This is a genomic window from Clostridium sartagoforme (assembly GCF_039521405.1).
In the GTDB taxonomy this organism is placed as follows: Bacteria; Bacillota; Clostridia; order Clostridiales; family Clostridiaceae; genus Clostridium; species Clostridium sartagoforme.
Map to the genome: position 1 here is coordinate 42,543 of NZ_BAAACH010000010.1, position 25,513 is coordinate 68,055.

17 protein-coding genes and 1 riboswitch are annotated in these 25,513 nt (G+C 28.9%); all 17 genes read right to left on the reverse strand.

What is annotated here, in order from left to right; genetic code table 11:
* Positions 1–40: 40 nt before the first annotated feature.
* The 17 genes from ABDZ60_RS03460 to ABDZ60_RS03540 all read right to left on the reverse strand — a co-directional run bounded on the left by ABDZ60_RS03460 (position 41) and on the right by ABDZ60_RS03540 (position 25,509).
* On the reverse strand, positions 41–1,441 hold the full coding sequence (locus ABDZ60_RS03460; RefSeq protein ID WP_343776051.1) for an FAD-binding oxidoreductase: 1,401 nt from the start codon (positions 1,439–1,441) through the stop codon (positions 41–43).
* A complete protein-coding gene (locus ABDZ60_RS03465) occupies positions 1,431–2,633 on the reverse strand; it encodes an FAD-binding protein (RefSeq protein ID WP_343776053.1) in 1,203 nt (400 codons plus the stop codon). Before ABDZ60_RS03465 ends, ABDZ60_RS03460 begins: the two co-directional genes overlap by 11 nt.
* Positions 2,634–2,644: 11 nt before the next feature.
* Positions 2,645–3,433: an electron transfer flavoprotein subunit beta/FixA family protein gene (locus ABDZ60_RS03470; RefSeq protein ID WP_016208097.1), complete on the reverse strand. Its 789-nt coding sequence runs from the start codon at positions 3,431–3,433 to the stop codon at positions 2,645–2,647.
* 243 nt (positions 3,434–3,676) lie between these two features.
* A complete protein-coding gene (locus ABDZ60_RS03475; RefSeq protein WP_016208098.1) occupies positions 3,677–4,048 on the reverse strand; it encodes a rhodanese-like domain-containing protein in 372 nt (123 codons plus the stop codon).
* A 299-nt stretch (positions 4,049–4,347) separates the two neighbouring features.
* Positions 4,348–10,194 (reverse strand): immunoglobulin-like domain-containing protein, encoded by a 5,847-nt coding sequence (locus tag ABDZ60_RS03480; protein ID WP_343776056.1) that lies wholly within the window; start codon positions 10,192–10,194, stop codon positions 4,348–4,350.
* 132 nt (positions 10,195–10,326) lie between these two features.
* Positions 10,327–11,439: a response regulator gene (locus ABDZ60_RS03485; protein ID WP_343776058.1), complete on the reverse strand. Its 1,113-nt coding sequence runs from the start codon at positions 11,437–11,439 to the stop codon at positions 10,327–10,329.
* 24 nt (positions 11,440–11,463) lie between these two features.
* The gene (locus ABDZ60_RS03490; protein ID WP_343776060.1) at positions 11,464–14,484 is read right to left on the reverse strand and encodes a histidine kinase; all 3,021 of its coding nucleotides are present in this window, start codon (positions 14,482–14,484) and stop codon (positions 11,464–11,466) included.
* On the reverse strand, positions 14,468–15,034 hold the full coding sequence (gene dhaS / locus ABDZ60_RS03495; RefSeq protein WP_343776062.1) for a dihydroxyacetone kinase transcriptional activator DhaS: 567 nt from the start codon (positions 15,032–15,034) through the stop codon (positions 14,468–14,470). Before dhaS ends, ABDZ60_RS03490 begins: the two co-directional genes overlap by 17 nt.
* Positions 15,035–15,502: 468 nt before the next feature.
* Positions 15,503–16,393 carry an SDR family oxidoreductase gene (locus ABDZ60_RS03500; protein WP_047000390.1) on the reverse strand — a complete coding sequence of 297 codons (891 nt, stop codon included), beginning with the start codon at positions 16,391–16,393 and terminating at the stop codon, positions 15,503–15,505.
* Between the two features lie 87 nt (positions 16,394–16,480).
* Positions 16,481–18,493, reverse strand: coding sequence for a methyl-accepting chemotaxis protein (locus ABDZ60_RS03505; protein WP_343776064.1), 2,013 nt, complete (start codon positions 18,491–18,493; stop codon positions 16,481–16,483).
* 271 nt (positions 18,494–18,764) lie between these two features.
* A complete protein-coding gene (locus ABDZ60_RS03510) occupies positions 18,765–19,505 on the reverse strand; it encodes an amino acid ABC transporter ATP-binding protein (RefSeq protein ID WP_016208108.1) in 741 nt (246 codons plus the stop codon).
* 12 nt (positions 19,506–19,517) lie between these two features.
* The gene (locus tag ABDZ60_RS03515; RefSeq protein ID WP_343776067.1) at positions 19,518–20,291 is read right to left on the reverse strand and encodes an amino acid ABC transporter permease; all 774 of its coding nucleotides are present in this window, start codon (positions 20,289–20,291) and stop codon (positions 19,518–19,520) included.
* Between the two features lie 29 nt (positions 20,292–20,320).
* A complete protein-coding gene (locus ABDZ60_RS03520; RefSeq protein ID WP_343776069.1) occupies positions 20,321–21,148 on the reverse strand; it encodes a transporter substrate-binding domain-containing protein in 828 nt (275 codons plus the stop codon).
* Between the two features lie 147 nt (positions 21,149–21,295).
* Positions 21,296–21,480, reverse strand: a riboswitch (Lysine riboswitch).
* Between the two features lie 144 nt (positions 21,481–21,624).
* Complete coding sequence (locus ABDZ60_RS03525) at positions 21,625–22,605, reverse strand: ABC transporter ATP-binding protein (protein ID WP_343776071.1); 981 nt, start codon at positions 22,603–22,605, stop codon at positions 21,625–21,627.
* Positions 22,606–22,725: 120 nt separating this feature from the next.
* Complete coding sequence (locus tag ABDZ60_RS03530) at positions 22,726–23,697, reverse strand: ABC transporter ATP-binding protein (RefSeq protein WP_343776073.1); 972 nt, start codon at positions 23,695–23,697, stop codon at positions 22,726–22,728.
* A 2-nt stretch (positions 23,698–23,699) separates the two neighbouring features.
* Complete coding sequence (locus ABDZ60_RS03535) at positions 23,700–24,551, reverse strand: ABC transporter permease (RefSeq protein ID WP_343776075.1); 852 nt, start codon at positions 24,549–24,551, stop codon at positions 23,700–23,702.
* A gap of 4 nt (positions 24,552–24,555) precedes the next feature.
* Positions 24,556–25,509 (reverse strand): ABC transporter permease, encoded by a 954-nt coding sequence (locus tag ABDZ60_RS03540; RefSeq protein ID WP_343776077.1) that lies wholly within the window; start codon positions 25,507–25,509, stop codon positions 24,556–24,558.
* Positions 25,510–25,513 lie beyond the last annotated feature (4 nt).

Below are 25,513 nucleotides of genomic sequence, written 5' to 3' on the forward strand. Positions count from 1 at the left end.
TAGCTTAGTATTTTTTATTACTAAGCTATTTTTATTTATTTTAATAACATACTTTTCCTGGGTTTAGTATATTTTTAGGATCAAAAACTGCTTTTATTCCTCTCATAATTTCAATATTCTCATCACTTAAAGAATCACTTAAATATTCCCTTTTAGCATATCCTATACCATGTTCTCCAGAAACTTGTCCTGATAATTCTTTAGCTTCATCATACATTCTCTTCATTACATTGTTAAGTTTTGTTTGCCATTCTTCTTCACTTAAATCATCTTTTAAAATATATATGTGTAAATTTCCATCTCCAGCATGTCCAAAACTTTTTATTCTTATTTCATACTCTTTTTGAAGCTTATGAGTAAATTTTACAAAACCAGCTACTTTATTTCTTGGAACTACTACATCTACTTCGTCCATCTCGGTTGTAGATGATTTTATAGCTTCTAAAAAGGCTCCTCTTGCAGACCAGATTGCTTCTTGCCTTTCTTCTGTATCTGATATGAATACATCTATAGCACCCTCTTTTAAGCATATATCTGCAACTTTTTCATAATTCTTTTCTATTTCTTCCTTTGAATTACCGTCAAAAGTTAATAATAAATAGGCATCTGAACTATGATCTGGGAACTTTTTACCTAGATACTCTTCTGCTGCAAGTATTACTTCACCTTGCATAAACTCAATAGCTGTTGGAACTGCTTTTGATTTAATTATTTTAGGTACAGTTTCAATTGCAGTTTCTAGTTCTTTAAATGGAACTAATAAACTTATTGCCTTCTTAGGTAATGGTAGTAACTTTAACGTTGCCTTTGTTATTATTCCCAAAGTCCCTTCTGAGCCTATTATTAAATCTTTTATACTATATCCTGAACTATTTTTAACCACTTTTCCTCCAAGATTTAATATTTCACCTTTAGGAGTTACAACTTCTAGTCCTCTTACATAATCTCTTGTTACTCCATATTTAACAGCTCTCATTCCGCCTGCATTAGTACTTATATTTCCACCTATTGTTGCTGTTTTTTCACCTGGATCTGGTGGATAAAATAAATCATTATCTTGAACAAACTTTGATATTTCCATAAGTAAAACCCCTGGCTCTACTGTTAAAGTTAAGTTTTCTTCATCTAGTTCTAATATATTGTTCATTCCACTTAAATCAATTATTATTCCTCCTTTAAGAGGTACACATGCTCCAACTAAGCCCGTTCCTGATCCCCTTGCTGTAACAGGTATATTATTTTCATAGGCATACTTCATAATACTAGACACTTCTTCTGTTGTAGAAACCTTAATTACTAACTCTGGAAGCTTTCTAACAAATCCTAATTCATCATGACTGTAATCTTCATTTATATTTTTTCCATAAAATATTCTATCATCATCTTTTACAATGCTTTTTATATCTTCTATATTCTTTTCTAAAACCTTATTATATTGCATACTTTTCCCCTCCATTTTCCTTAATCTTTTGGATTAACTTAGGAACTATCTCATATACATCTCCTACTATTCCATAATGAGCAACTTTAAATATAGGTGCCTTATCATCATTATTTATAGCAAATATATAGTCTGAATTATTCATTCCTGCTGTAAATTGAACTGCTCCAGATACCCCACATGTTATTATAAGTTTAGCTCTAACAGTTCTTCCACTTAATCCAACTTGCTTACTGGCATCTTCCCATCCAGCTTCAATTAGAGGTCTAGTAACTGCAACTTCTCCTCCCAGTAACTCTGCTAACTCTCTTATCATCATCATATCTTTCTCTGACTTTATCGCTCTTCCAGCTACAACTAAAACATCCGCTTCTGATATGCTATGTTCTTTCTTTTTAGCTACTACACTTTTTACATCTATATTTGAAAATAATTTATCTCTATCAACATCACAAATTACTATTTCTCCTGTTGTCTCTTTACTTCTTTCTGGAGCAGACATAACCTTATATCTAACTGTTGCTAATTGAGGTCTTGAATTTGGAGTGATTATTTGAGCCATTATATTTCCACCAAAAGCTGGTCTTATTTGTACTAAATCTGTATTTTCCTTTATATCTAAAACTGTACAGTCTGCTGTTAGTCCTGTTCTATATCTCGCAGCTACTCTTGGTGCTAATGATCTTCCTACTGTAGTTGCACCAACTAATACTACTGATGGCTTAACTTCATCTATAAAATTTTCAAACATTGCTGTATATGGTTCTATTCTAAAATTGTTAAGACTTTCATTGTCATATACGTATACCTTATCTACTCCATAATGTAATAATTCTTTTGCTTTTTCACTTATATTATGACCTATAAATATACAATAAACCTCTTGTTTTACTTTACTTGCTAGCTCTCTTGCTTTTCCTATAAGTTCAAATGTAACAGGGTGTATATCTCCATCTACATGATCAACATATACTACTATACCTTTCCATTTACTTTTATCTATTAATATTTTTTCTTCTTCTATATATTCTACTGCACCTTTTGGACCCTTTTTCACACATAGCTTACACATCTTGCAATTAGAATTAATATCTAATTTCCCATTATTATTTTCTAAGGCTCCAAATGGACAAATTTTTATAATTTCATCTATATTTACTACTTTATCTTGATTTACAACTAATTTAGACATATATTTTCCTCCTAAACAAACTTTAATTCTTTTAGCTTATTAAATATATTTTTGCTTATTTCGTCTGAATCTCCATTCCACTTTTCATGACTAGAATTAGATTCAGGAGGAAATATTCTTTCAACTTGAGTTGGTGATCCATTTAAACCATATTTATTTTCATCTTTATCTTCAAAATCTTTCAATGATATTACTTTAATTTCTCTATCTTTTGATTCTATTTTTTTCTTATATGAGGGTAATCTTGGTTCAAATATATCCTTTTCTACAGTTAATAAACAAGGATATTTAACATCTACAACCTCTACAGTATTCGGCATGTCCATTTCTACTGTTATATAATCGTCTTCTATCTTTAATATGCTTCTAACATTTGCTACATGCGGAATTCCTAAATATTCAGCCATTTCTGGACCTACTTGAGCTGTATCTCCATCAGTTGTTTGTTTACCACAAATAATTAAATCAAAATCCCCAGTTTTTCTTATTCCTTGTGATATTGTATATGATGTTGCTAAAACATCTGCTCCAGCAAACTTTCTATCTGATATTAATACACCACTGTCAGCTCCCATTGAAAATGCTTCTCTTATTACTTCCATAGCTTGAGGTGGCCCCATGCTTATTACACTTATATTCCCACCCTTTTCTTCTTTAATTTTAAAGGCAGTTTCTAGTGCATAAAGATCATATGGATTCATTTTTGTATCTATTCCATCTCTTTTTAGAACTCCTGTTTTTTCATCTACTTCAACCTTTGAGGTCCCTGGTACCTGTTTAATACAAACTATAGTATTCATAAAATCATCTCCCCTGATTTATTATGTTTTAAAGTCTTCTATATAAATTTAAGAAAACATTCTTGCTTATTTGTAGTTTTAATATACATAATTTCGTATATTGAAATAAAAAATCATTCTATTTCATTATCGTTATATTAATATTTCATTATAATTGTAAACCTTTTACTAAATCTTGTCCATAATAGTTATTTTTATAACATATATTTAAATAAAAAAGGATATTAAATAAAATTACTTTAACTAATTAATATCCTTTTTTAATAAATATCTTTGCTTTAATCCTCCCCATAGAATTCTACATCTTATTCCTATAAACCTTGCATATATATAAGTTATTGGACTTCTTAATCGCCCTCTTGAACAAGCTATTATAACTTCTTCTCTTTTGTTATTTGATATTTCTAACAACCTTTTTCTTATTATTTCTCTATTTTTTATTATGCTTTTTATTATTATAAAAATAGCAAATGGATAAAATCGCTTTATCATGTTGTGCTGCTCTTCATCTATTACTGGAATATTATATTCTGTCATATTCATATTTAAAAATTCTGATTTTGTTCTAACATCTATAAGCTTCTTATTATTAATATTCTCAAACTTTATAAACATACATTCTCCTATATATTTCAGTTAGTAACTTATATCCTAATTACACCTTAAAGTTAGTAGTTATAGACTATTTAGATTAAATAGAGAAATTTAAATCATATATCATTTAATCTTTCTATAATATTCATTATTCTATTTTTTGTTTCCTATTATTATATAATTTAGAAACCAATTATTGCAGAGTATTTAGAGTAAAAAATTAAACGACCTATCCATAAGGATAGATCGCTTAATTTTTATATTAATTAAGATTTTCAAAAGTAGATTTTTATTTTTTAGATTTCTAAATTTTATAAGAATTACTTAATAATTGATTTTCTTCTATATACAAATATACCTGATGCTATCATCATAGCACCTAAAACTATTAATAGCTTACTATCAAAAGATGAACCAGTGTTTACTAGGCTATCATACTTAGTATTTTCTACGTTCCCCTTATCTGTATTATTATCAATGTTATCAGTTGCTTTTATTGGTGTCATTTGTATATCATGTCTAACAATTTCTTCTTCTACTGAAATAGTACCACTTACATATTTTTCATAACCATCCGCTGTAGCTACTATATAATAATCTGTGTAAGGGAATACCATCCAAGCATATTTACCATTAATATCACTAAATTGAGGATTTAAATTATCAGCTGGTGGGAAATCATTAACAGTTGGTAATTCTACTAATGTATCTGGTTTTATCCCCTTTTCCTTGTTTCTTTCTGTATTCGCATAGTATAACTTAACATGCGCTCCGGCTATTAATTTTCCTGTTTCTTTATCTGTAATATCTCCATATGGATCTATTAAACAAGTTGCTATATTTATCTCTCCATCATTATTAACTTTTATTTTTGAAGAACCAACTTTTATCTTTAATCCATTTGCTAAATTATAATATACATTTGCATAATATACTTTATTCTTCTCTAATCCACTGAAGTTAAATATTCCATCATTAACTTCATCGTTTAGATTTACTTCCTCAGTGATTCCACTAACTGAGTTTCCATTTTCATCTACTATCATTACTTTATAGTTTGAATAATTATTAATTGATTTAATATCACCATTTGGATCTTTTAATAAAAGAAGTCCTGTAACAGTATTTGATGCGTTATAATTTTCTTTTCCTTCTGATGTAACTGCTCCAGCATTGGTCTTTTGATGGAATGTTATCATTTTTGTTTGATTACCTATCTTAATAGGTTTTGTTATCTTAACATCATATACTACATTTCCCTTTGGTATAGCAATCTTATATTTACCATCTGCTTTTGTAGTTACCTTAGCATAGAATTCTGGTATTCCATTGTTATCAAAATCTTTTGATACTTCTACTACTGCATCTGAAATAGGTAATCCTGTATTATTATCAACAACTACCCCTTTTATGCTTCCTGGTGCAAAATGAAGTACTGCATTGTTTTCTACCGGAACATCTAACCCATTTACTTTAGCTGAAACTGTTACTGTAACCATGTCATCCCCAGTTACTTTAGATGATTGTAATGTAAATAAAGCATTTCCATCTTTATCTGTCACAACTGTATCTCCATTTAATAGTGATCCATTTGAAACTTCTACTGTTACACTCTTCTGTGGTACTGGATTGTTATTTTCATCTAAAACTGTAACTTTTAACGTTGTTTTATCTTCTCCATCTCCAACTATTGAATTTGGATCAGCAGTTATTATAACTCTATATTTTGATAGATATATATCTACTACTTTTTCCTTATCTGTTGGTTTAGATGGTTGTAAATTTACATCTACACTTTGCTCTGTTCCCTCTTTATTAGCTACTACCTTATAAAGTCCTACTTTTTCATTTTTAAAGCTATAGCTTCCATCCTTAGATGAAGTTGTAGTATCAACTATTCTTCCATCTACATCAACAAGAATTATTTTAGCATTTTCTACAACACCCTTAGAGGAATAAACCTTACCATTAATATTTAAAGTTAATGGCATCGATTTATCAATTGTAAATTTAACTACGGTTTCATTTCCTGCATTATCAGTTACTACTAAAGTATACTCTCCATCTTTATCTATCTTAGTTCCTGGTGTATATGGTTTTCCATTTAATGTTGCTATTCCTTCATTAAATTCTGGGGTCATATCTTCCTTATATGTTTCACCATCTTTAATCTTAGTAACAACTGGTTTTGTTTTATCTATTACAAAAGTTTTTGTAGTAGAATTCCCTGCCTTATCAGTAACAACTATAGTGTAAGTACCTTCTTCAATAACTTCAGCACCATTATTGAATTTACTACCGTTTAATAAAGCTTCTCCTTCATTAAATGTTATAACTACTTTATCTTTGTAACTAACTTCATTTTCTACTCCATATATTTCTGGATTAGTTTTGTCTATTACAAATTTAATACTTGATTGATTACCTGCTGCATCTACTACAGTTAATAGGTGTTCTCCCTCGTCTTTTATAGTAGTACCACTAGTAAATTCTCTTTCATCTAATAGTGCCACTCCTTCATTAAATTCAACCCTTCTATCATTATTATAGTATTTCCCATCTTCTGCCCCTGTAATTATAGGTGCAGTTTTATCTATAATAAATGTTACCTCTGATTTATTTCCAGCTTTATCTATAACCACTATAGTGTGAGTACCTTCATTAGTTATAGAAGTCCCACTATTATATGGTTTTCCATTTAATGTTGCTGTTCCTTCATTAAATGTAGGATTCACATCTTTATTATATTGTCCACCTTCAAGTACATCTTGAATTACAGGTGGTGTTTTATCAATAGCAAATGTAACTGTTGAAACATTTCCTGCTCTATCTGTTACTACTAAGTTATAAGTTCCTTCTTTATACACTTGTGCTCCTGATATAAATTCTTTACCATTTAACAATGCTGTACCTTCATTAAATATAGGATTCACAGAAACATTATAATTAGTGTTGTCTTCCACATTTGATATTACTGGTGGAACCCCATCTACTTCAAAGCTTAATTGACTAGAATTACCCGCTGCATCTACAGCAATAGCAGTATATATTCCATCTTCATCTATCTTACTTCCTGAGACAAACGATGAATTATTTAGTGTTAACCTTCCTTCATTTGAAGTTATTATAACCCCTGGTTTATAACTTCTTCCTTCAATTGCTCCATCTATAACTGGTGCAATTGTATCTAATATAACATAGCTATTGTCTGTAGTATTGCTTATATTTTCAGATTCATTTCCATAATTATCTTTTAACTTGCTTATATTAAAGTTAATTATTCCTTGTGTATCTTCTGTTTTGATAGTATAAACTACCTCATATGATTTTTCCGAAGTGCTAGTTGCTATTATTTCATTGCCTAAAATATTTACTTTAGGTGTTTCAGATAATACCTTACTTGATGTAAATCTAATCTTAATAGTATCTCCTGCCTTAGCATAACTTTTATTACTATTGCTTGATTCTATAGATACTGATGTTGCAACTGGTGGAATATTATCTTTAATATTTATAGTCATTTTAGTATTTTCTGAATAATCATACCCATCAAATCCTTGATAAATCAATGTTGAAATTCCCACAAAATCTTTTGTTGGAATAAATGTAATTTTTGAAATGTCGGAAATTAAAATTATATCATTTACTTTAACATCTACTTCATTGTTAAGAAGTTTCCCATTTGAAGGTAATGAAATAATTTTTATTGATACTTCATCACTATTCTCAATATCGCTATAGTTAGATGTAAAATTATCCTCTTCAAATTGTACAGTTTGATTTATATATCCAATTTTCTCAAAATCTTTTATTATAGGAGCATTATTTGGCAATGCTTTAACTTTAACATTAAATGTTTTTGTTGAAGTCACTCCATTATTATATAAGGTCGCAGTTAAGGTTACTGTTTTATCTCCAGATAGGAATGCTGGTCTTGAAACTTTTCCAGCCTGTGTTATTAATGTATCACTTGATTTCCATCTAACTAGAGTATTATTAGTTCCCGTAGTAGGTAATCCTAAGTTTTTAGTAACACTATCTGCATTATCTCCTTGAGCATATATTATAGATACATCTCCACTTGCTTCATTTACTTGACCTTGTACATCTTTCACAGTAAAAGTTCTTGAAAAACTTTCTGACCAAATTGTGGTCTTCACTTTTAATGAAACTGTGTACTGTCCTTCTTCTTTAGCAGAAAAATCAAGCATTGGAGTTGCTCCTGAATATACTACTTTTCCATCTTTCTCTACAGTCCATAATCTATCAGTTATTGTCTTGCCCTGAGGATCATAACTATTATCTACTATAGTTATATCCTTCATTAAAGGCTTATAGAATATTGATGGTGTTAGTATAAAGTTAGCTAATGGTTTTTCTGTATTATCAGTTTTAGTTGAAATATATTTAACTAAAGGGATGCTTAAGGCATCATCATAATCCTTAACTGTAAGTTCAACTAAATATTGTTTATCAGCCTCTAAATTTTGATCAATTTGTCCATTAATCCAAGTACTTGATGAAGCTTCTCTCCATCTCCATATCTTTTCCTTTATGCCCCTATCTTCTTGACCCTTAGCATCTTCATCATAAGAGCTTTCATTAATTGATACGGTATAAGTGCCATTTGAATTCGCTATATTAGCATCAAAATTTGCTATAGGTCTTCTGTGAGCATATACTTTATTTGGACTAACTATATTATCCTTAAAGGTTATATCGTATTCACCAACCTTTTCAAATATCATATCTAGGTTATCCATATACTGCCCATCAAATGTTGCTTTACCCATATTATTTTCATAATATTCTTCATTATGATTTAGCTTCCAGCCACCATAAGGATATTGATCATCTGCAGTATTCTGCTTTAGACTTTCTGGATTTACAGCTACATCCATAGGTTGTCCAACTAATACCTTAGTTTCTCCTGAACTTTCTTGCTTTAAGTTATCATAAATATACTTTGCTATCTTATTTATTGATGCTGCATAATCTGAATTATCAACATAAAGCCCATGTCCATCATTCTTAGCTATTAAATCATCTGCTTCAGATTTATTAGCATTTGTTCCCCATCCTAGATAATGTATATTTTCGCTGATTATCCTTGATTGAATTTCTGAATATGTATTTGCATTAAGAAAATCTTCATCAGAAGTATCATTTAAGTTAACAACAAATCTTTTTGAATTTAAATCCCATTTAGGCTGTCTTAATAAATCCTTAAATTTAACAACATTAGTAGTTTTCATTGATAAATTATTAAATGAGAAATAAGATAACTCATTACAACTATGCTTTGTGTAACTAGCTATTGGTCCAAAGCTATTTCCAAACTTGGAATCTAACTTTTCTGAGTTTATAGTCTTATTTCCATTATCCCACATGCTAATAGAATTTTCGTCAACCTCTATCTTTATAGTATGATTTTTTGAAGAATCTTTTTGATATCTTTTAACTAATGTTATTCCTGGATAACTTGATAGTGGTACATACCCATCAAAATTATGAAAATTATCAACATTTATTGAATTAATCTTGTAAAGTGATACTCCACTTTCTTCGAATAATATGCAATATCCACTTAGGAGATTATTTTCAATTTTAGAATTAAATAAAAATCCCCCACCTTCCATACTATGATAGCTTATCCCACTTTCATTAATTTCAAAATCGAATGTTTTCTTTGAAGTAGAATTATTCTCCATAAACATAAAATCCTTATAGGATGGTTTACCATATCCATAAAATGTTATGTTTTTGCCTGAATTTTTTACTATAATATGCTGATTATTAGCTGGATTTAATTGTCCATCTCCATTTGGATAATTGTCTTCTCCCCAATTCCCTTTATGATCATATATCTTCCAGGCAAAGGTATCTTCTGCACTTACTTCTTTTGCGCTTAATCCTGTTATTTTGATTCTTGAATCATTTACTCCAAATTCTTGTAACTTGCTTTTCAAATCCTTTTCAAAATTCGATGGATCTACATTTGAATCTTCAACAGTAAGAACTATATCCGCATTATATTGAGGCTTTAAAGAAATATTTACATTGTTATCTTCTGCTTTAACAATATTTCCAACATCAATTAGATTACTAATAAATAATGTTGCTAATATTAATGCTATGCTTTTTCTCTTTTTTTTATTTCCTCTCATTTTTCCTCCTCCTTCTTTATTAAATTTTTATACCTTTATATATTATATTATTGCTCTAAACAAATTCTAAACATTTTATATCTATTAATAGTAATTATTATTAAATACTTATAAAATAAAAAAAGCTCCAAATTAGAGCTTTTCTTTAAGTTGATTGTAATAATCTATTAAATTTTTATTTAAATCAAGTCCATATTTTTCTTCAGCTACTTTATTGGCTTTTAAAAATTGTTTATTTAAATTATGTACATCACTTTTATAATAATATAATTTGAATAAAAGCTTAACTCCTGAATCAAAATATGGATCAACTTCAATTATTTTCTCCAAATGCCCAATAGCTTTATTATAATTTTCTATACTTATATAATATTCACCTAATCGCCTAAGTAATTCTAAATATTTATTCTTAATATTTTCCAATGTATTTATGGCCCATATATATCCTTCTTCTTCCAAATAATCCCCCTTATATAAATAAGATATACTTTCATAAGTACTTATATTAGATTCACATATTTCATAACTAATATGTAAGTATTTTTTATATATCCAAATATCACAATCTAAATTGATCTTATTCATTGTATAACAATTATTTGCATATTTTATACAATCATTATATCCTATGCTACTTAATATTTTTCTTATTCTATAAATCGAACTTTGTAGATATATTAAAGCATTCTTTATGTCTATATCTTGCCACAAATCTTCTATTATCTTTTCTTTATGAATGGGATTATTTATATTTTCAATTAAATATGCAAACAGTTCCTTATCCTTTAAAGTTCTCCACTTTATTGGGATATTATTTATTATAACCTCAAACTTATTAAAAGTTTTTATTTTTACCATTTTATTTTCTTCTTTTGAATTTTCATTTATTACTTTGAGGATTTTATTTATAGACTTTTCTACACGTGCTTTTCTTACTGGTTTTAATATATAGTCTATAGCATTAACTTCAAAAGCCTCTAACGCATATTGATTATATGCTGTTATAAAGACTATTTCCATATTAGGCCTTATACTGCTTATCTTCTCTGCTAATGTTATTCCATTCATCCCTGGCATATCTATATCTAAAAAAGCTACTTGTATCTCATTATTTTCGATTATCTCTAATGCCTTAAATGGATTACTAGCTGTAAATGTAACCTTTATGCTTTTAAAACTTTCAATAATTTCCTTAACTTCTTCAATAGTACTTTCCTCATCATCAATTATTATTGATCTTATCATTCTTCACCTCTCATAAAAAGTTTCTTAGCGAATTGGAATTTTTATTTCTACTTCTGTTCCATACCCTATAGCACTTTTCATTGATAATCCTTTGCCATAGGCTCTAATTAATCTACTATTAATATTCTTTATTCCAACTCCAGCTTTATCATCTTTCCCACTTATTATTTTTTTCACTTTTTCTTCTGATATACCTACCCCATCATCTTTTATATTAATAATCAAATTATCTAAGCTTTTATATATTCTTATATTTATATTACCTCCTTCTAATTTATTTAATACCCCATGCCTTATAGCATTTTCAACAATTGGCTGTATTATTAGTGAAGGAATTTTTATACTCATATCCGCTTCTATATAAAAACTTATTTTAAGTCTATTTTTAAATCTTTCTTTTTCTATTGCTACGTATGCCTTAGTAAGCTCTATTTCCTTTGATAATGTAACTAAGTTATCGCCTTCACTAAAATCGAAACTATTTCTTAAATAATCACTAAAATCAAGAAGTAATTCCTTAGCCCTAATTGGATTCCTTGTTATTAATGATGATATAACACTTAATGCATTAAAGATAAAATGAGGTTTTATTTGCGCCTTTAAAAATGCCATTTCCGAATCTATTAAAGCAGATATAGAATTTTTAAGCTGTATTAATGTATGAACTCTTGCTTTAAGTTCACTTATATCATACGGTTCAACAAGTACATCTGTAGCTTCTAAATAAAGTGCTAAGGATATATTTTCTGGATATGCTTTATCTACTATCATAAGTATAGGTAGACTTATAGAATCATACTTATTTCTTACTGATCTTAACAAATTATATCCTGAGGTATTGGGCTGAAATGAATTAATTATAAGTAGATCATTTTTTATTCCTTTATCTATTAAATTCATTAACTCTTCAGAGGATTTTATATTATTTACAGTGTATCCTTCCTCTTTTAAAGAATTATTAATTACCTTATTATTAATTTCACTGGCTTCCAAAAGTAGTATTGAATGTTTAGTGTGTTTATTAACATTTATATTCTCATTCTGTACTACTATTCGTTCTTCTATATAGCTATTTGTATACTCATTAATTTTATCTATATTATCAATAACAGGTAAAATGACTAAAAATTCCGTTCCTTCTTCAATTGTAGAACTAAATTTTATTTCCCCCTCATGAAGATCTATTATTCTACTGGATACCCATAACCCTATATCAGATCTTTTTTTATCATTATATATCCTATTATTCCAGTTTATATTTTTCATACTATTAATTATAAACTCTCTATCCTCTATATATAACTCTTTATTTTTTATAGCTATAACTGCATTATTATCTATAATTCTTAAATCTACATTTAAGCAACCTCTCTCTGTAAATATTAACACTATATCTATTAAATTATAAAATACCTGTTTTAACCTATTTTCATCTCCGCTAACTATTATTGTTTCATTACACATAGAATTTTCTATAATTATAGGCTGATCCTTAAAAGAATACTCTATAATATTTATTACTAGAAAAAGAATACTTTTTACATTAACAATCTCCTTTTTATTTTTTATGTATCCATTAGTAAATTTGTAATAATCTAAAATATCTTCTATTAATATACTTAACCTATTTGATGTAACAGATATCATCTCTATATTTTCTTCTTGCTCACTTGTTAATATTCCTGCAACTCCATCTATAAGTGAATTAGCTATATTTAATATCCCTTTTAATGGAACCTTTAATTCATAAGAAATTGTTTCTAGAAAATCATCTTTTCTCTTATCTAATATTTTTAATTCATTTGATAATTTCTCTACTTCCTTCATCGAATTAAAAGAATTATATGATAATAACATTGCTTGACTTATAGTAAATATAATTACATAGAATGGGAATAAAAAATTTATTTGCTTCGAGCTAAATGTATTATATATACCTACTAATATCATTAGAAGCATACTTATAAGAGCTAATATATTAAATCTTGTTCCTTCAATCTTATTTATTATATTTCTAATTATAATACCAGTAGAAAATAATATAATAATTACTCCTACAGTAGCATGAAGCTTACCAAAATCTATTTTTTTAAATATATGTAAAGAAAAAACAATAATTAAACCTATAATATATATATATATAATTTTTTTTATTACTTTTTTAGATAAACCTATCTTGTAATATTCATTTATATATATAATTAAGGCTATTGTAGAAATAGTTCCTAAAATCATAGTTATATTAGATATTTTTTCCATAGATAAGTTGGTAAATATTTTGGTTATTAGCATCTCATCATTCATTGCTAAAAATAATGCTGCGCTAATACTATATACCCCTAAGGATAAATTTAAAACCAACTCATTTTTTTGATATATCTTAGTAAAGAAATAAAGTGATAACATAATTAAGCTAATTATACAACTTATATCTATCAGCATATATTTATCTCTAAAATTAGTAATACTTTTCTCACTACCTATATATATAGATTTTAATATCCCACTTTTTAATGAGTCAGAATTTTCTAGTTGAATAAGTATTTCGAACTCTTTTTCATCTATATGAAAAAGTTTCATTCTCACAACACTATTAGAAAAATCACGTTCTTCTATGAAATCACTTGCTGATTTTATTATAATTTTACTCTTCCCCCAAATATTATTAATGTTAATTCCAATGTCTCGCTGGCTTTCATTAACTTTTATCTTAATTCTATATGTAGCTTTTCCCCCTGAAGGGAATTTGTTATTGTTTTTATCTTTATATCTATTCCAATTACCAGGAAGTCTTATATATTCCTTTGGATAATTTTCCACATTATCAATAAAATCTTCTGTGTATAGAAGTTTATCATAATAGAACTCCCAATTTCCTTCTATGCAAAATACATTTTTATCTAAATTAACATCTGATAAGTCTAAATAGCCATTTTCTATTTGTAAATTATTTCTATTAGTAAAATTTATTATAGAATAGTAAGTAAATCCAAATATTAAAAAACAAAATATAAGTATATAAAAATTGTTAATCCATTTCTTCATATCTCTTTAATGCCCTCATAAAGTTTCCTTCTATTAATTCCTTTAATTTATCTATTAATATTTTAGGATCTTCTATCATCCCATCTTTCATCCACTGTATTACCAGTCCTGCAAATGCATGCGTATAAAAATCTGCCATAAATTTTTTATCTTCAACTTTTATAGTCATTCCGCTAGATACTTCATTAATTACTCCCATAAGCAATTCATTAATTACTGAAAAAAGATACATATCTAAATGTGTTCTACTTAATGAATTTAATGTATTATTACAAAATTTTTTATTATCTTCTATGTATAAAAATATTTTATAAAATCCATCAAGCCAAGTACTATAACTTTTATATTCTGATATACTTTCAATTGCCTCTGTTCTATATATCCATTCTACAAGCTCATATATATCGTGGAAGTGATAATAAAAAGTTTGCCTATTTAAATTACATTCATTAACTACATCCTTTACTGATATTTTATGTAAAGGTATAGTTTTCATTAAATTCTTTAATGATTTTGCTAATAATCTTTTTGTGTGTGGTGAACTTGTCAAAACTTATCATCCCCAATCTAAATCTTATTATATAATTATTTCTAGTAATTTGTAAATTTTACAAACAAAATATTTCATTATACTGTTCATAATTCATTATTAGTATTTACTTACCAAAAATTAAACATATGTAAATTTGCTTATTCCGTCGCTTCGCTCCAAATCAACGCCAGCTTACATATGTCCACTCGAAAAGTTTGAGGAAATATTTTCTAAATTATATTTTTTTTGTAATTCCCTAAAGAGTAAAAAAATATTACTGGAAACTCAAATTTCCAGTAATATTTAAAATATCAATTACATGAAACTATATTAAGGATCACACTTCCTAAGAACTTTTCCATCATTTTTTATATCTACATTAACTCTATTTTATCCTACAAATTTAAGTTTCCTACTGTCCTTTATTTGTTTTACTAGAGTCTTTATACTATAAAATTGCTTTGCAATTAGTATTGAGGATAATCTTTAGCTTTCTACCATGGTTCCTCCATTTACGTGAATGATCTGCCCCGTAACATAACTTGAATCATCAGAAGCTAAATATACATATGCCGGAGCTAACTCATAAGGTTGCCCAGCTCTTTTCATTGGAGTATCTTCCCCAAAAGTAGCCACTTCTTCTGCTGAAAAACTAGATACAATAAGAGGTGTCCAAATTGGTCCCGGTGCTACTGCATTGACCCTTATCCCCTTGTCTACTAATGATTGTGATAAAGACCTTGTAAATGTTGTTACTGCTCCCTTAGTAGCTGAATAGTCTATAAGGGTCTCATGTCCCTCATAAGCTGTAACTGATGTAGTGTTTATAATAGAACTTCCTCTTTTTAAATATGGTAATACTGCTTTTGTTAGATAAAACATAGCAAAAATATTTACTTTAAATGTTATCTCTAACTGCTCCGAAGTTATATTTTCTATACTCTTTTGTGGGAATTGTACTCCTGCATTATTAACTAATATGTCTATTTTACCAAACTTTTCTATAGTCTTTTCCACTATATTTTTACTAAAATGTTCTTCACTAATATCCCCTTCTATTAATAGACATTCACTTCCATAGCCCTCTATATATCCTTTAGTTTCTTCTGCATCTTCTCTTTCATATAAATATACAATAACTATCTTTGCTCCTTCTTTTGCAAAAGCAACAGCAGTAGCTCGTCCAATTCCGCTATCTCCACCTGTTATTATAGCCACTCTATCTTCTAACTTTCCGCTGCCTCTATACTCAGGGTCATCAAACACTGGCCTTGGATCCATTATCGCTTCTATACCAGGTTGAACCTCTTGATGTTGGGGTGGAAAATCTCTATAGAAATTATTTCTCCATAATCCACTTCTTTTATATGAATTCATGTATCCTCCAAATTTACTTATTACATTATTCATAATATGTCTTTTCTAAGCTATTAGTTCCATCACCCAAACTATCTATATTACAATTTAAATTTTAAACTTCTTAATTAATCTATTTAATATCTCTGAATAATTTTTCAGTGTTTCAGCTTGTTCAGCCATTTCTTGTAACCCTGAAGATTGCTCCTCTGATGCAGCACTTACTTCTTCCGTAATTGCAGCTGTTTCTTGTGATACTGCTGCAACCTCTGATATATTAGACACAACAATATCTTTACTTTCAGTTATCTTATCTAATGATGATGTAACTTCACTAATATTGCTTTCTAACTCATTGATCATATTACTTATTACATCAAATTTAGTTTTTGTTATTTCTAAACTTTCTTCTGTTTCTTCATTAAGCTTTTTAGTTACTAATGTTTCTTCATAAAGCTCTTTTATACTTGCTTTTACTTCTTCTATTACATAATTAATTTCTGTTGCTGATTTAGCTGATTGCTCTGCTAATTTTCTCACTTCATCTGCAACAACGGCAAATCCTCTACCAACTTCACCGGCTCTTGCTGCTTCTATGCTTGCATTTAACGCTAAAAGATTAGTTTGCTCTGTAATTGATTTAATAGCATCAACTATAATTCCTATTTCCTCTGATTTATTTGATAATAAATCCACTTTAGATACCATATTATTACTAGCTTCTATATTCTTCTCATATGTATCTGTTAAATTCTCTAAGGCAACTGTTCCTTCTGATGAAGACAATCTAACTTCTTTTGATGTTTTAAGCATCTTTTGAGAACTTGATATAGACTTGTCAACTTCTTCTTCTAACACAGCCACTACACGAACTCCCGAATCTAAGCCAGCAGCTTGATCCGTAGCTCCCCCTGCTATTTGTTGAATTGATTTTGCCACTTCTTCGCCTACATTACTAGACTCCTTAATTATTCCGAATAATGTCTCTGATCCATAGTTCACCTTTTCAGATGCTTCTTGTATTCCTGATAAAAGTATTCCCATATCTTCAGTTAATACATTTAAGCTATCCATCATAGCGTTAATTTCTCTATTATAATAAAATTTACTTTCTACTTTTCCTGTAAAATCTCCATCTTTTATTTTATTTAATAAATCTACAACTTCCCTTATAGGCTTTGTAAGTCTTTTTGTAAATATTTTAGCTGATATACTCACCATAATTATCATTATTATTAATACTGATGCTGATAACATCAGCTCTTTTATATATGAAGTAATTAAATCTTTTTGTGGAATAGATACTGCAACAATTAATCCACTCTCTTTTTCTACAACTTTGTAACTTAAATATTTTACATTATCTATTTCTGTAGTAATTCTTACATTGTCCTCGCCTTTTATTATACTCTCTATCCAAGGAAAATCACTAATTCCTTTCCCTATTAAGTTTGTATCTCTATTAGCAATAATTGTTCCATTTTTACTAAATACAGTACCAAAAGCTTTATCTCCTAATTCAAGGTTCTGAACTATGAATGATAGAACATCAAGATTCTTATCTATTCCTACAACTCCCTGTATTTCCCCCTTATCATTTAATACTGCTTTAGAATATGTAACCACTACTTTTTTAGTTGCAATATCTTGATAAGGTTCTGACATTATAGTTTTAGATGGATTACTCACTGCTTCCTTATACCAATCTCTTTGTCTAGAATCAAAATTGTCACCTAAGTCGGCATATGGTGCTAATACAAACTTCCCATCTTCACTTCCCATATACACAGAAATTACATCCTCATTTATTTCCTTATATGCCTGTAATGTCTTTTCAAGCCAAACTACTTCATTATTTTTATTCTCTTTCAGTCCCCTTGCATTAGCATCAACAGCTAAATATTCAATATTCTTAGTGCTATTATTATTTTCATTTACTAATGATTGAGATATTACATCAATGCTTTTATCAATAGTTGCATTTATAACACCATTAATATTTTTATTAAGAGAATAGAAGTTAGATAATACCATTGCTACTAATGGTATTATGGATGTCATAATAAGAAGCCTTACTATTGCTTGCTTTATAGTTTGTTCTTTAATTTTTCTTTTTTTCATTTTTCCCCCTCCAACCTACATGAAAATTTTTATAAACAATATACTTTCCTTATATTAATTTATCGTATCAACAAGCACTAAATTTAGTCATAAATATGCAAATTTAAACATTTATTTTTCCTTTTTCTATATTTTTTAATTTCCATTCTTAATTCTTTTAAAATTGTGTATGAAAACATTATCACAAATTGATATTTTATTACTTTCTATACAAGTAGTAAATAAAAAAAATTACTACTCCCAAATTCATTTTGACAGTAGCAATTTGTATTTACATATCTTTTAATGTACGCTTTAAAAATTCACGTGTTCGTTCTTTTGTTGGATTATTAAATATTTGCTCTGGAGTTCCTTCTTCTTCAATAACCCCATTGTTCATAAATACTACTCTATCTGAAACTTCTCTTGCAAAACCCATTTCGTGCGTTACAACTAACATTGTAAGACCACTTTCTGCAAGCTCCTTCATGACCTTTAAAACTTCTCCTACCATTTCTGGATCAAGTGCTGATGTTGGTTCATCAAAAAGAATAACATCTGGCTCCATCGATAATGCTCTTGCAATGGCAACACGTTGCTTTTGTCCTCCTGATAGTTGTTTAGGCTTAGCATTAACATAGTTACTCATACCAACTATATCTAAGTATTTCATTGCAACTTTTTCTGCTTCTTCTCTTGAGCGATTTAATACTTTCATTTGTCCAACAACACAATTACTAAGCACATTATGATTATTAAATAAATTAAACTGTTGAAAAACCATACCTAACTTAGTTCTGTATTTATATATATTGTGATCGTCATCTAAAATATTTTCTCCATTGTATATTATTTTTCCACCAGTTGGTTTTTCCAAAAGATTTATACATCTTAGCAAAGTTGACTTACCAGATCCAGATGATCCTATTATGCAAACAACTTCTCCCTTATCTACTGAAAAATCAATATCTTTTAACACTTCATGAGTTCCAAAGGATTTATTTAAATGTTGAATATCTATTACTTTCTTCATACTTTTCCTCCATTAAGCTACTACATCTTTAGTTTTTTGTAGTATATCTTCTGGTCTTTCTACTTGCATTTGATTTCCAGCCATAATGTAATTTTCTGGACCATCTATTTTTCTTTCTATTGCTCTTAAAATTCTTGTAACTGTATATGTCATTATGAAATACACAATACATGCAACAAAGAAAGATTCAAAATATCTAAAATTATTTCCTGCAATTGATTTTGTTTGGAAGAATAGTTCTGAAACAGAAATTACATTTAAAACTGATGTATCCTTTATATTTATTACAAACTCATTACCTGTTGCTGGTAAAATGTTACGAATTACCTGTGGTAAAACTACATTAATCATTGTCTGTGTATGAGTCATCCCTATAGCTTGTGCTGCTTCAAATTGCCCCTTATCTATTGAGACAATACCCCCTCTAACTATTTCTGACATATATGCACCTGTATTAATAGATACTATAAATAATGCTGCAACTATTTTATTTATATCTATTCCTAAAAATTGAGCTGAACCATAATAAATTACCATGGCTTGCACTATCATAGGTGTGCCTCTAAAAAATTCTATATACATAGAAAGAATTATATTAACAATTTTAAGAAATACTTTCTTTAGCCCTCTATCAGGCACAGGAATAGTTCTAATAACCCCTACTAATAAGCCAATTAAAGTACCAATTAAAGTACCAATTATAGAAATAAAAAGTGTCATACCTGCTCCACGTAAAAACATTGGCAAGTTATTTTGAAGTATTTTTACTATCCATTCAATACTCATATTATCCTCCTAATATATATCTAATAAAACTACTGAGCTGCAGGTTGGTTCTTAATAGCATTGCTCATTATTTCTGTTTGTTCTTCTTGTGAAATACCTGATAAAATTTCATTTATTTTTGCTGTTAACTCGCTGCCTTTTTTGATACCTACTGCTGTCTCTGTATCCTCTGGATTTGTAACAAATCCATCTTCAAGCTCAATCATCTTGAAGTTTGAGTTAGCATTTTGAGCACTAACAGCTTCTGGTTTTTCAGATACGTATGCATCAATAACCCCTGATTCAAGAGCAACTCTCATAGCTGGAAAGTTATCCATCGCTTCTAGTTTTTTTACACCTTGAATTTGCTCTATTACTGAATAGTGAAATGTGTTTAACTGTCCTGTAACTTTTGCTCCGTTAAAATCAGCTAATGTTTTAGCATTAGTATATTGACCACCATTTTTAACAACCATAACTAATTGTGATTTATAATAGTTATTAGAAAAATCTATTGTTTGCTTACGTTCTGCTGTTGGTGACATACCTGCAATTATTGCATCAATTTTTCCTGATGTTAGTGCTGGTACTAATCCATCCCATTCTGTTTTAACAATAACTAGCTCTTTTCCTAATCCTTCAGCTATTTTCTTTGCAATTTCTACGTCATATCCACCTGCATATTCTGCACTTCCATCTATTTTTACCCCTCCATTTGAATCATCCATTTGTGTCCAGTTAAATGGGGGATATCCAGCTTCAAGCCCAACTCTAAATACATTTTCATCCTTTTTATTTGAATTTCCTGAGCCACATCCTGTTAATAATAGCATTGCTACTAATGATAATGAAATTAATAATGATAGTTTTTTCTTCATAGTAAATCCTCTCCTCTTTTTTAATAATAAAAAAACCAACCCTTTGATTGGATTGGTGCTATCTTAAATCTTTGGATAGGTCCCTATAAAAAAATAACTGAGCAAAGCTCAGGCCTAATTTATATATAACCTAATCCTCATCTTCCCATTTGAGATAGCACAACTTAATAAACCGGGAAAGTTTATTAAGACAGTCCTGTAGCTCTTAACTACAGACCCAGCAAGTAATACTGAGATATATTACAAGCTTCGGCAAAATTTCCTTCTCCTTAGTATCATTACTTTCTCTAGTTCAACTAAAGACTGTTAAATTTTGCGCCTCTACCTCACATATGAAAGTGAGGTATTTATTAAATTTATGTTTATAGTGTACAGGCTTATATAATGAATGTCAATAGTTTAATAAAAAAATATATTTTTATATTTTGTAAATTAATCCATAGACTCCCAGTTTTAATTAGCTAGGAGTCTATATTCTAATATAAGTGACATGCTACAAAATGTTCACTATTTACTTCTTTCATTTCAGGTTCGATACTTTTACATTTTTCTGTTGCATAAGGGCATCTAGTATGAAATCTACAACCAGTTGGAATATCAATGGGGCTTGGTATATCACCTTTAATAATTTCTATCTGAGTTTCTCTCGCCTTTTTAGGATCCGTAACTGGTATTGCTGATAAAAGGCCTTTTGTATATGGATGAAGTGGCTTGTTATATAAATCATTACTTTTAGCTATCTCAACAATTTTTCCTAAATACATTACTCCTATTCTATCTGAAATATGTCTTACCATTGATAAGTCATGTGCAACAAAAAGATATGTTAACCCCAATTTTTCTTGTAAATCCTCTAACATATTTACTACTTGAGCTTGTATTGATACATCTAATGCAGAAATTGGTTCATCACATAATATAAATTCAGGTTCTATTGATATTGCTCTTGCAATTCCAATTCTTTGACGCTGACCTCCACTAAACTCATATGGGAACTTCTCCATATCATCTTTTTTAAGCCCAACCATTTCAAGCAGATGTTGTATCTTTTCAATTCTTTCCTTCTTTGTAAGATTTGTATATAGTGCTAATGGTTCATCAATTAATTCTTCAACATTCATATTTGGATTTAATGATGAATAAGGATCCTGAAAAATAATTTGCATTTTTCTATAATAAGCCTTCATATCTTTTTTATTTAATTTAGCAATATTATCACCTTGAAAGAATATATCACCAGAAGTTATATCATAAAGTCTCGTTATTGATCTTCCAAGAGTAGATTTTCCACAACCTGATTCTCCAACCAAGCCAAATGTTTCTCCTTTTCTTATTTGAAGCGAAACCCCATCTACAGCTTTTACAACCTTCTTTTTATTTTCTATGAAGTTATTTTTAATAGGAAAATACTTTTTTAAATCTTTTATCTCTATTAATATTTCATCAGAGTTATTCAAACTTTTCACCTCCTAATAACTATATATTCAAATAAACAATTAGCAAATTTATATATAATCAATAGATAATTTTTTAGTAATTATATTAACTTACTTAGAATATATATTCAAAATTAATTTCTATTTAGCTAAGAAACACATCGTTTTATGTGTTTCACTAAAACTTTTATATTCCGGCATTTCTTTAAAACATATTTCTTGTGCAAATTTACATCTTTCAGCAAAAGGACATCCTTTTGGAGGATTTAGAAGAGATGGTGCAGAACCACTTATAGGCTCAAGTCTTCTCTTTTCCTCTCCCTCAACTTTAGGTATCGAATTTAATAATGCCTTCGTATATGGATGCTTAGGATTATAGAATATTTCATCTATAAGACCTTCTTCCATTATTAATCCACCATACATTACATTTACTCTATTACATGTACCAGCTACTACGCCAAGATCATGAGTTATAAGAATAATAGACATACCACTTTTTTCCTTAAGGGATTTTAAAAGTTCTAGTATTTGTGCTTGTATCGTAACATCAAGAGCTGTAGTAGGTTCATCAGCAATTAAAAGCTTAGGTCCACATGCAAGAGCCATTGCTATAAGTACTCTTTGTCTCATTCCACCACTAAACTCATGAGGATATTGGTTTACTCTTTTTTCCGGCGTAGGTATACCAACGTCGCTTAATAAATCTACTGCTTTTTTATAGGCTTCTTTTTTATTCATTCCCTTATGTCTAACTAATACTTCTACAATATGATCCCCAACTTTTTTCAACGGATTTAAGGCAGTCATGGGATCTTGGAATATCATTGCCATTTCTTTACCTTTTATTTTTCGCATTTCTTTTGAGGATAAATTCAAAATATTTTTCCCTTCAAAATAAATTTTTCCAGAATCTATTTTTGCATTTTCTGGAAGTATATTTATTACTGATTTCATGAGAACACTCTTACCACTACCAGATTCTCCAACTATTCCAAGGATATCTCCAGTATTAACCTGCAGACTTACCCCTCTTACAGCTTGTACTTTTTTATTTTTACTATAAAATGTTGTTTTTAAGTTATTAACTCTTAGAAGTGTATTTTCTTTCATAATTATATTTCACCTCCTGCAACCTTAGGTTCAACAAACACTCTTAATACATTACCTAATTTATTAAATGAATATATTGTAACTATTATTAATAATCCCGGTAATATAGCCATATAAGGAGCACTTTGTAAGTTTGTTTGAGCATTTTGAAGTAAGTTTCCCCAAGAAGACATAGGTTGTTGAATTCCAAGTCCTAAGAAGCTTAATGAAGATTCTGTCATAATAGCACCAGCAATACTTGAAGTTGAAGCAATAATGATAGTAGGAAATACACTTGGTATTATGTGCCTAAAAATTATATTTGATGAGGATTCGCCAATAGAAATTGCATAAAGCACATATTCTCTTTCCTTTATTGAAAGTGTTTCTGCACGGACTAATCTTGCTGTTTCCATCCAAGAAAAGAATCCTATTACAATTATTATTGCTTGAAGACCTGGTTTTAAAAATATGCTAATTACTGTCACAAGTATCATCCATGGAATAGATGATATTATATCAACAAACCTCATTAGAACACTATCTATTTTACCTCCAAAATATCCACTTATAGTTCCAACTGATACCCCTATACTTGTAGATATAAGCATTGCAAGAACTCCAACTATTAGAGATACTCTTCCTCCATATATAGTTCTTACCAAATAATCCCTCCCTAATTCATCTGTACCAAATAAGTGTTTCAAGCTAGGAGATTGAAGCATATTACTTGTATCTGTTGCATCTGGATCTATAGGTATTAAAAATGCAAGGGTTGAAATAAGTACTATAAATATTAAAAAATATAATGAAAACATTGCACTTTTATTATTTTTTAACTCTTCTATAACATTTTTTAATCTTCTACTTTTCATACGTCTACCCCATTTCCTTTATTCTAGGGTCAATTAGACAATATAATATATCAGATAAAAGATTACCTAATATAACTAATGATGATGACAATAGTAAAATAGCCATAACAACAGGATAATCTAGCCCACGAACTGCATTTACAAAGTATGGTCCAATTCCAGGCCATCCAAATACTGTTTCCGTTATCATTGCACCTGTAACTAACATAGGTAATGCCATACCAACCTTTGTAATTACAGGTAGAAGTACATTTTTACATACATGCTTAAATAATATTTCCTTTTTACTTGCACCAAAAGCATTTTGTACCATTGCATAGTCTTCAGAAATTTGCCCTATAGTAGATGATCTTACATACCTTATTAATTCTGGTAAATATGCAATAACCAAAACAGTACACGGCATTATAAGATGAAGTAAAAAATCAGAAAATGAATTTTCTCTTCCAATAGTATTCATTCCTAATATAGGAAGGATAGAAAGTTTATATCCAAATATGAATATTAGTATCATCGCAAACCAAAAACTAGGTGTAGCTATACCTATTGAACAAAAGCTATCTATAATTTTATCCACTAGTTTATTTTTATTTGAACCTGCAACTAAACCAAGTACTATTGCAATAATAAGAGCAATTAAATATGCTGGTAAAACAAGAGAGATAGTTGCTGGCAGTCTTGTTGCTAAAGCGCTTGAAATACTTTCATGATTAACTATTGAATATCCAAAATCACCACTTAATATATTTTTAAGCCATAATAAATATTGAATATATACAGGTTTGTCAAGCCCATACCTGACTTTTATAATATCAATTGTCTCTTGTGGCATTTTAGGCGTTGTCATTGCGTCAATAGCATCATAAGGCGCCATCTGAATTAATATAAAACTTATTATAGAAATTATTAAAATCAATGGAATGGCTTGGAGAATTCTTTTTAATATATATCTTGCCACTTAT

Coding starts and splice junctions, on each gene's coding strand:
- ABDZ60_RS03460 (WP_343776051.1), bottom strand. CDS start 1,441: ATGCAATATAATAAGGTTTTAGAAAAGAATATAGAAGATATAAAAAGC.
- ABDZ60_RS03515 (WP_343776067.1), bottom strand. CDS start 20,291: ATGAGTATTGAATGGATAGTAAAAATACTTCAAAATAACTTGCCAATG.
- ABDZ60_RS03470 (WP_016208097.1), bottom strand. CDS start 3,433: ATGAATACTATAGTTTGTATTAAACAGGTACCAGGGACCTCAAAGGTT.
- ABDZ60_RS03475 (WP_016208098.1), bottom strand. CDS start 4,048: ATGTTTATAAAGTTTGAGAATATTAATAATAAGAAGCTTATAGATGTT.
- ABDZ60_RS03480 (WP_343776056.1), bottom strand. CDS start 10,194: ATGAGAGGAAATAAAAAAAAGAGAAAAAGCATAGCATTAATATTAGCA.
- ABDZ60_RS03465 (WP_343776053.1), bottom strand. CDS start 2,633: ATGTCTAAATTAGTTGTAAATCAAGATAAAGTAGTAAATATAGATGAA.
- ABDZ60_RS03535 (WP_343776075.1), bottom strand. CDS start 24,551: ATGAAAAGTAGAAGATTAAAAAATGTTATAGAAGAGTTAAAAAATAAT.
- ABDZ60_RS03530 (WP_343776073.1), bottom strand. CDS start 23,697: ATGAAAGAAAATACACTTCTAAGAGTTAATAACTTAAAAACAACATTT.
- ABDZ60_RS03490 (WP_343776060.1), bottom strand. CDS start 14,484: ATGAAGAAATGGATTAACAATTTTTATATACTTATATTTTGTTTTTTA.
- ABDZ60_RS03520 (WP_343776069.1), bottom strand. CDS start 21,148: ATGAAGAAAAAACTATCATTATTAATTTCATTATCATTAGTAGCAATG.
- ABDZ60_RS03505 (WP_343776064.1), bottom strand. CDS start 18,493: ATGAAAAAAAGAAAAATTAAAGAACAAACTATAAAGCAAGCAATAGTA.
- ABDZ60_RS03500 (WP_047000390.1), bottom strand. CDS start 16,393: ATGAATTCATATAAAAGAAGTGGATTATGGAGAAATAATTTCTATAGA.
- ABDZ60_RS03510 (WP_016208108.1), bottom strand. CDS start 19,505: ATGAAGAAAGTAATAGATATTCAACATTTAAATAAATCCTTTGGAACT.
- ABDZ60_RS03485 (WP_343776058.1), bottom strand. CDS start 11,439: ATGATAAGATCAATAATAATTGATGATGAGGAAAGTACTATTGAAGAA.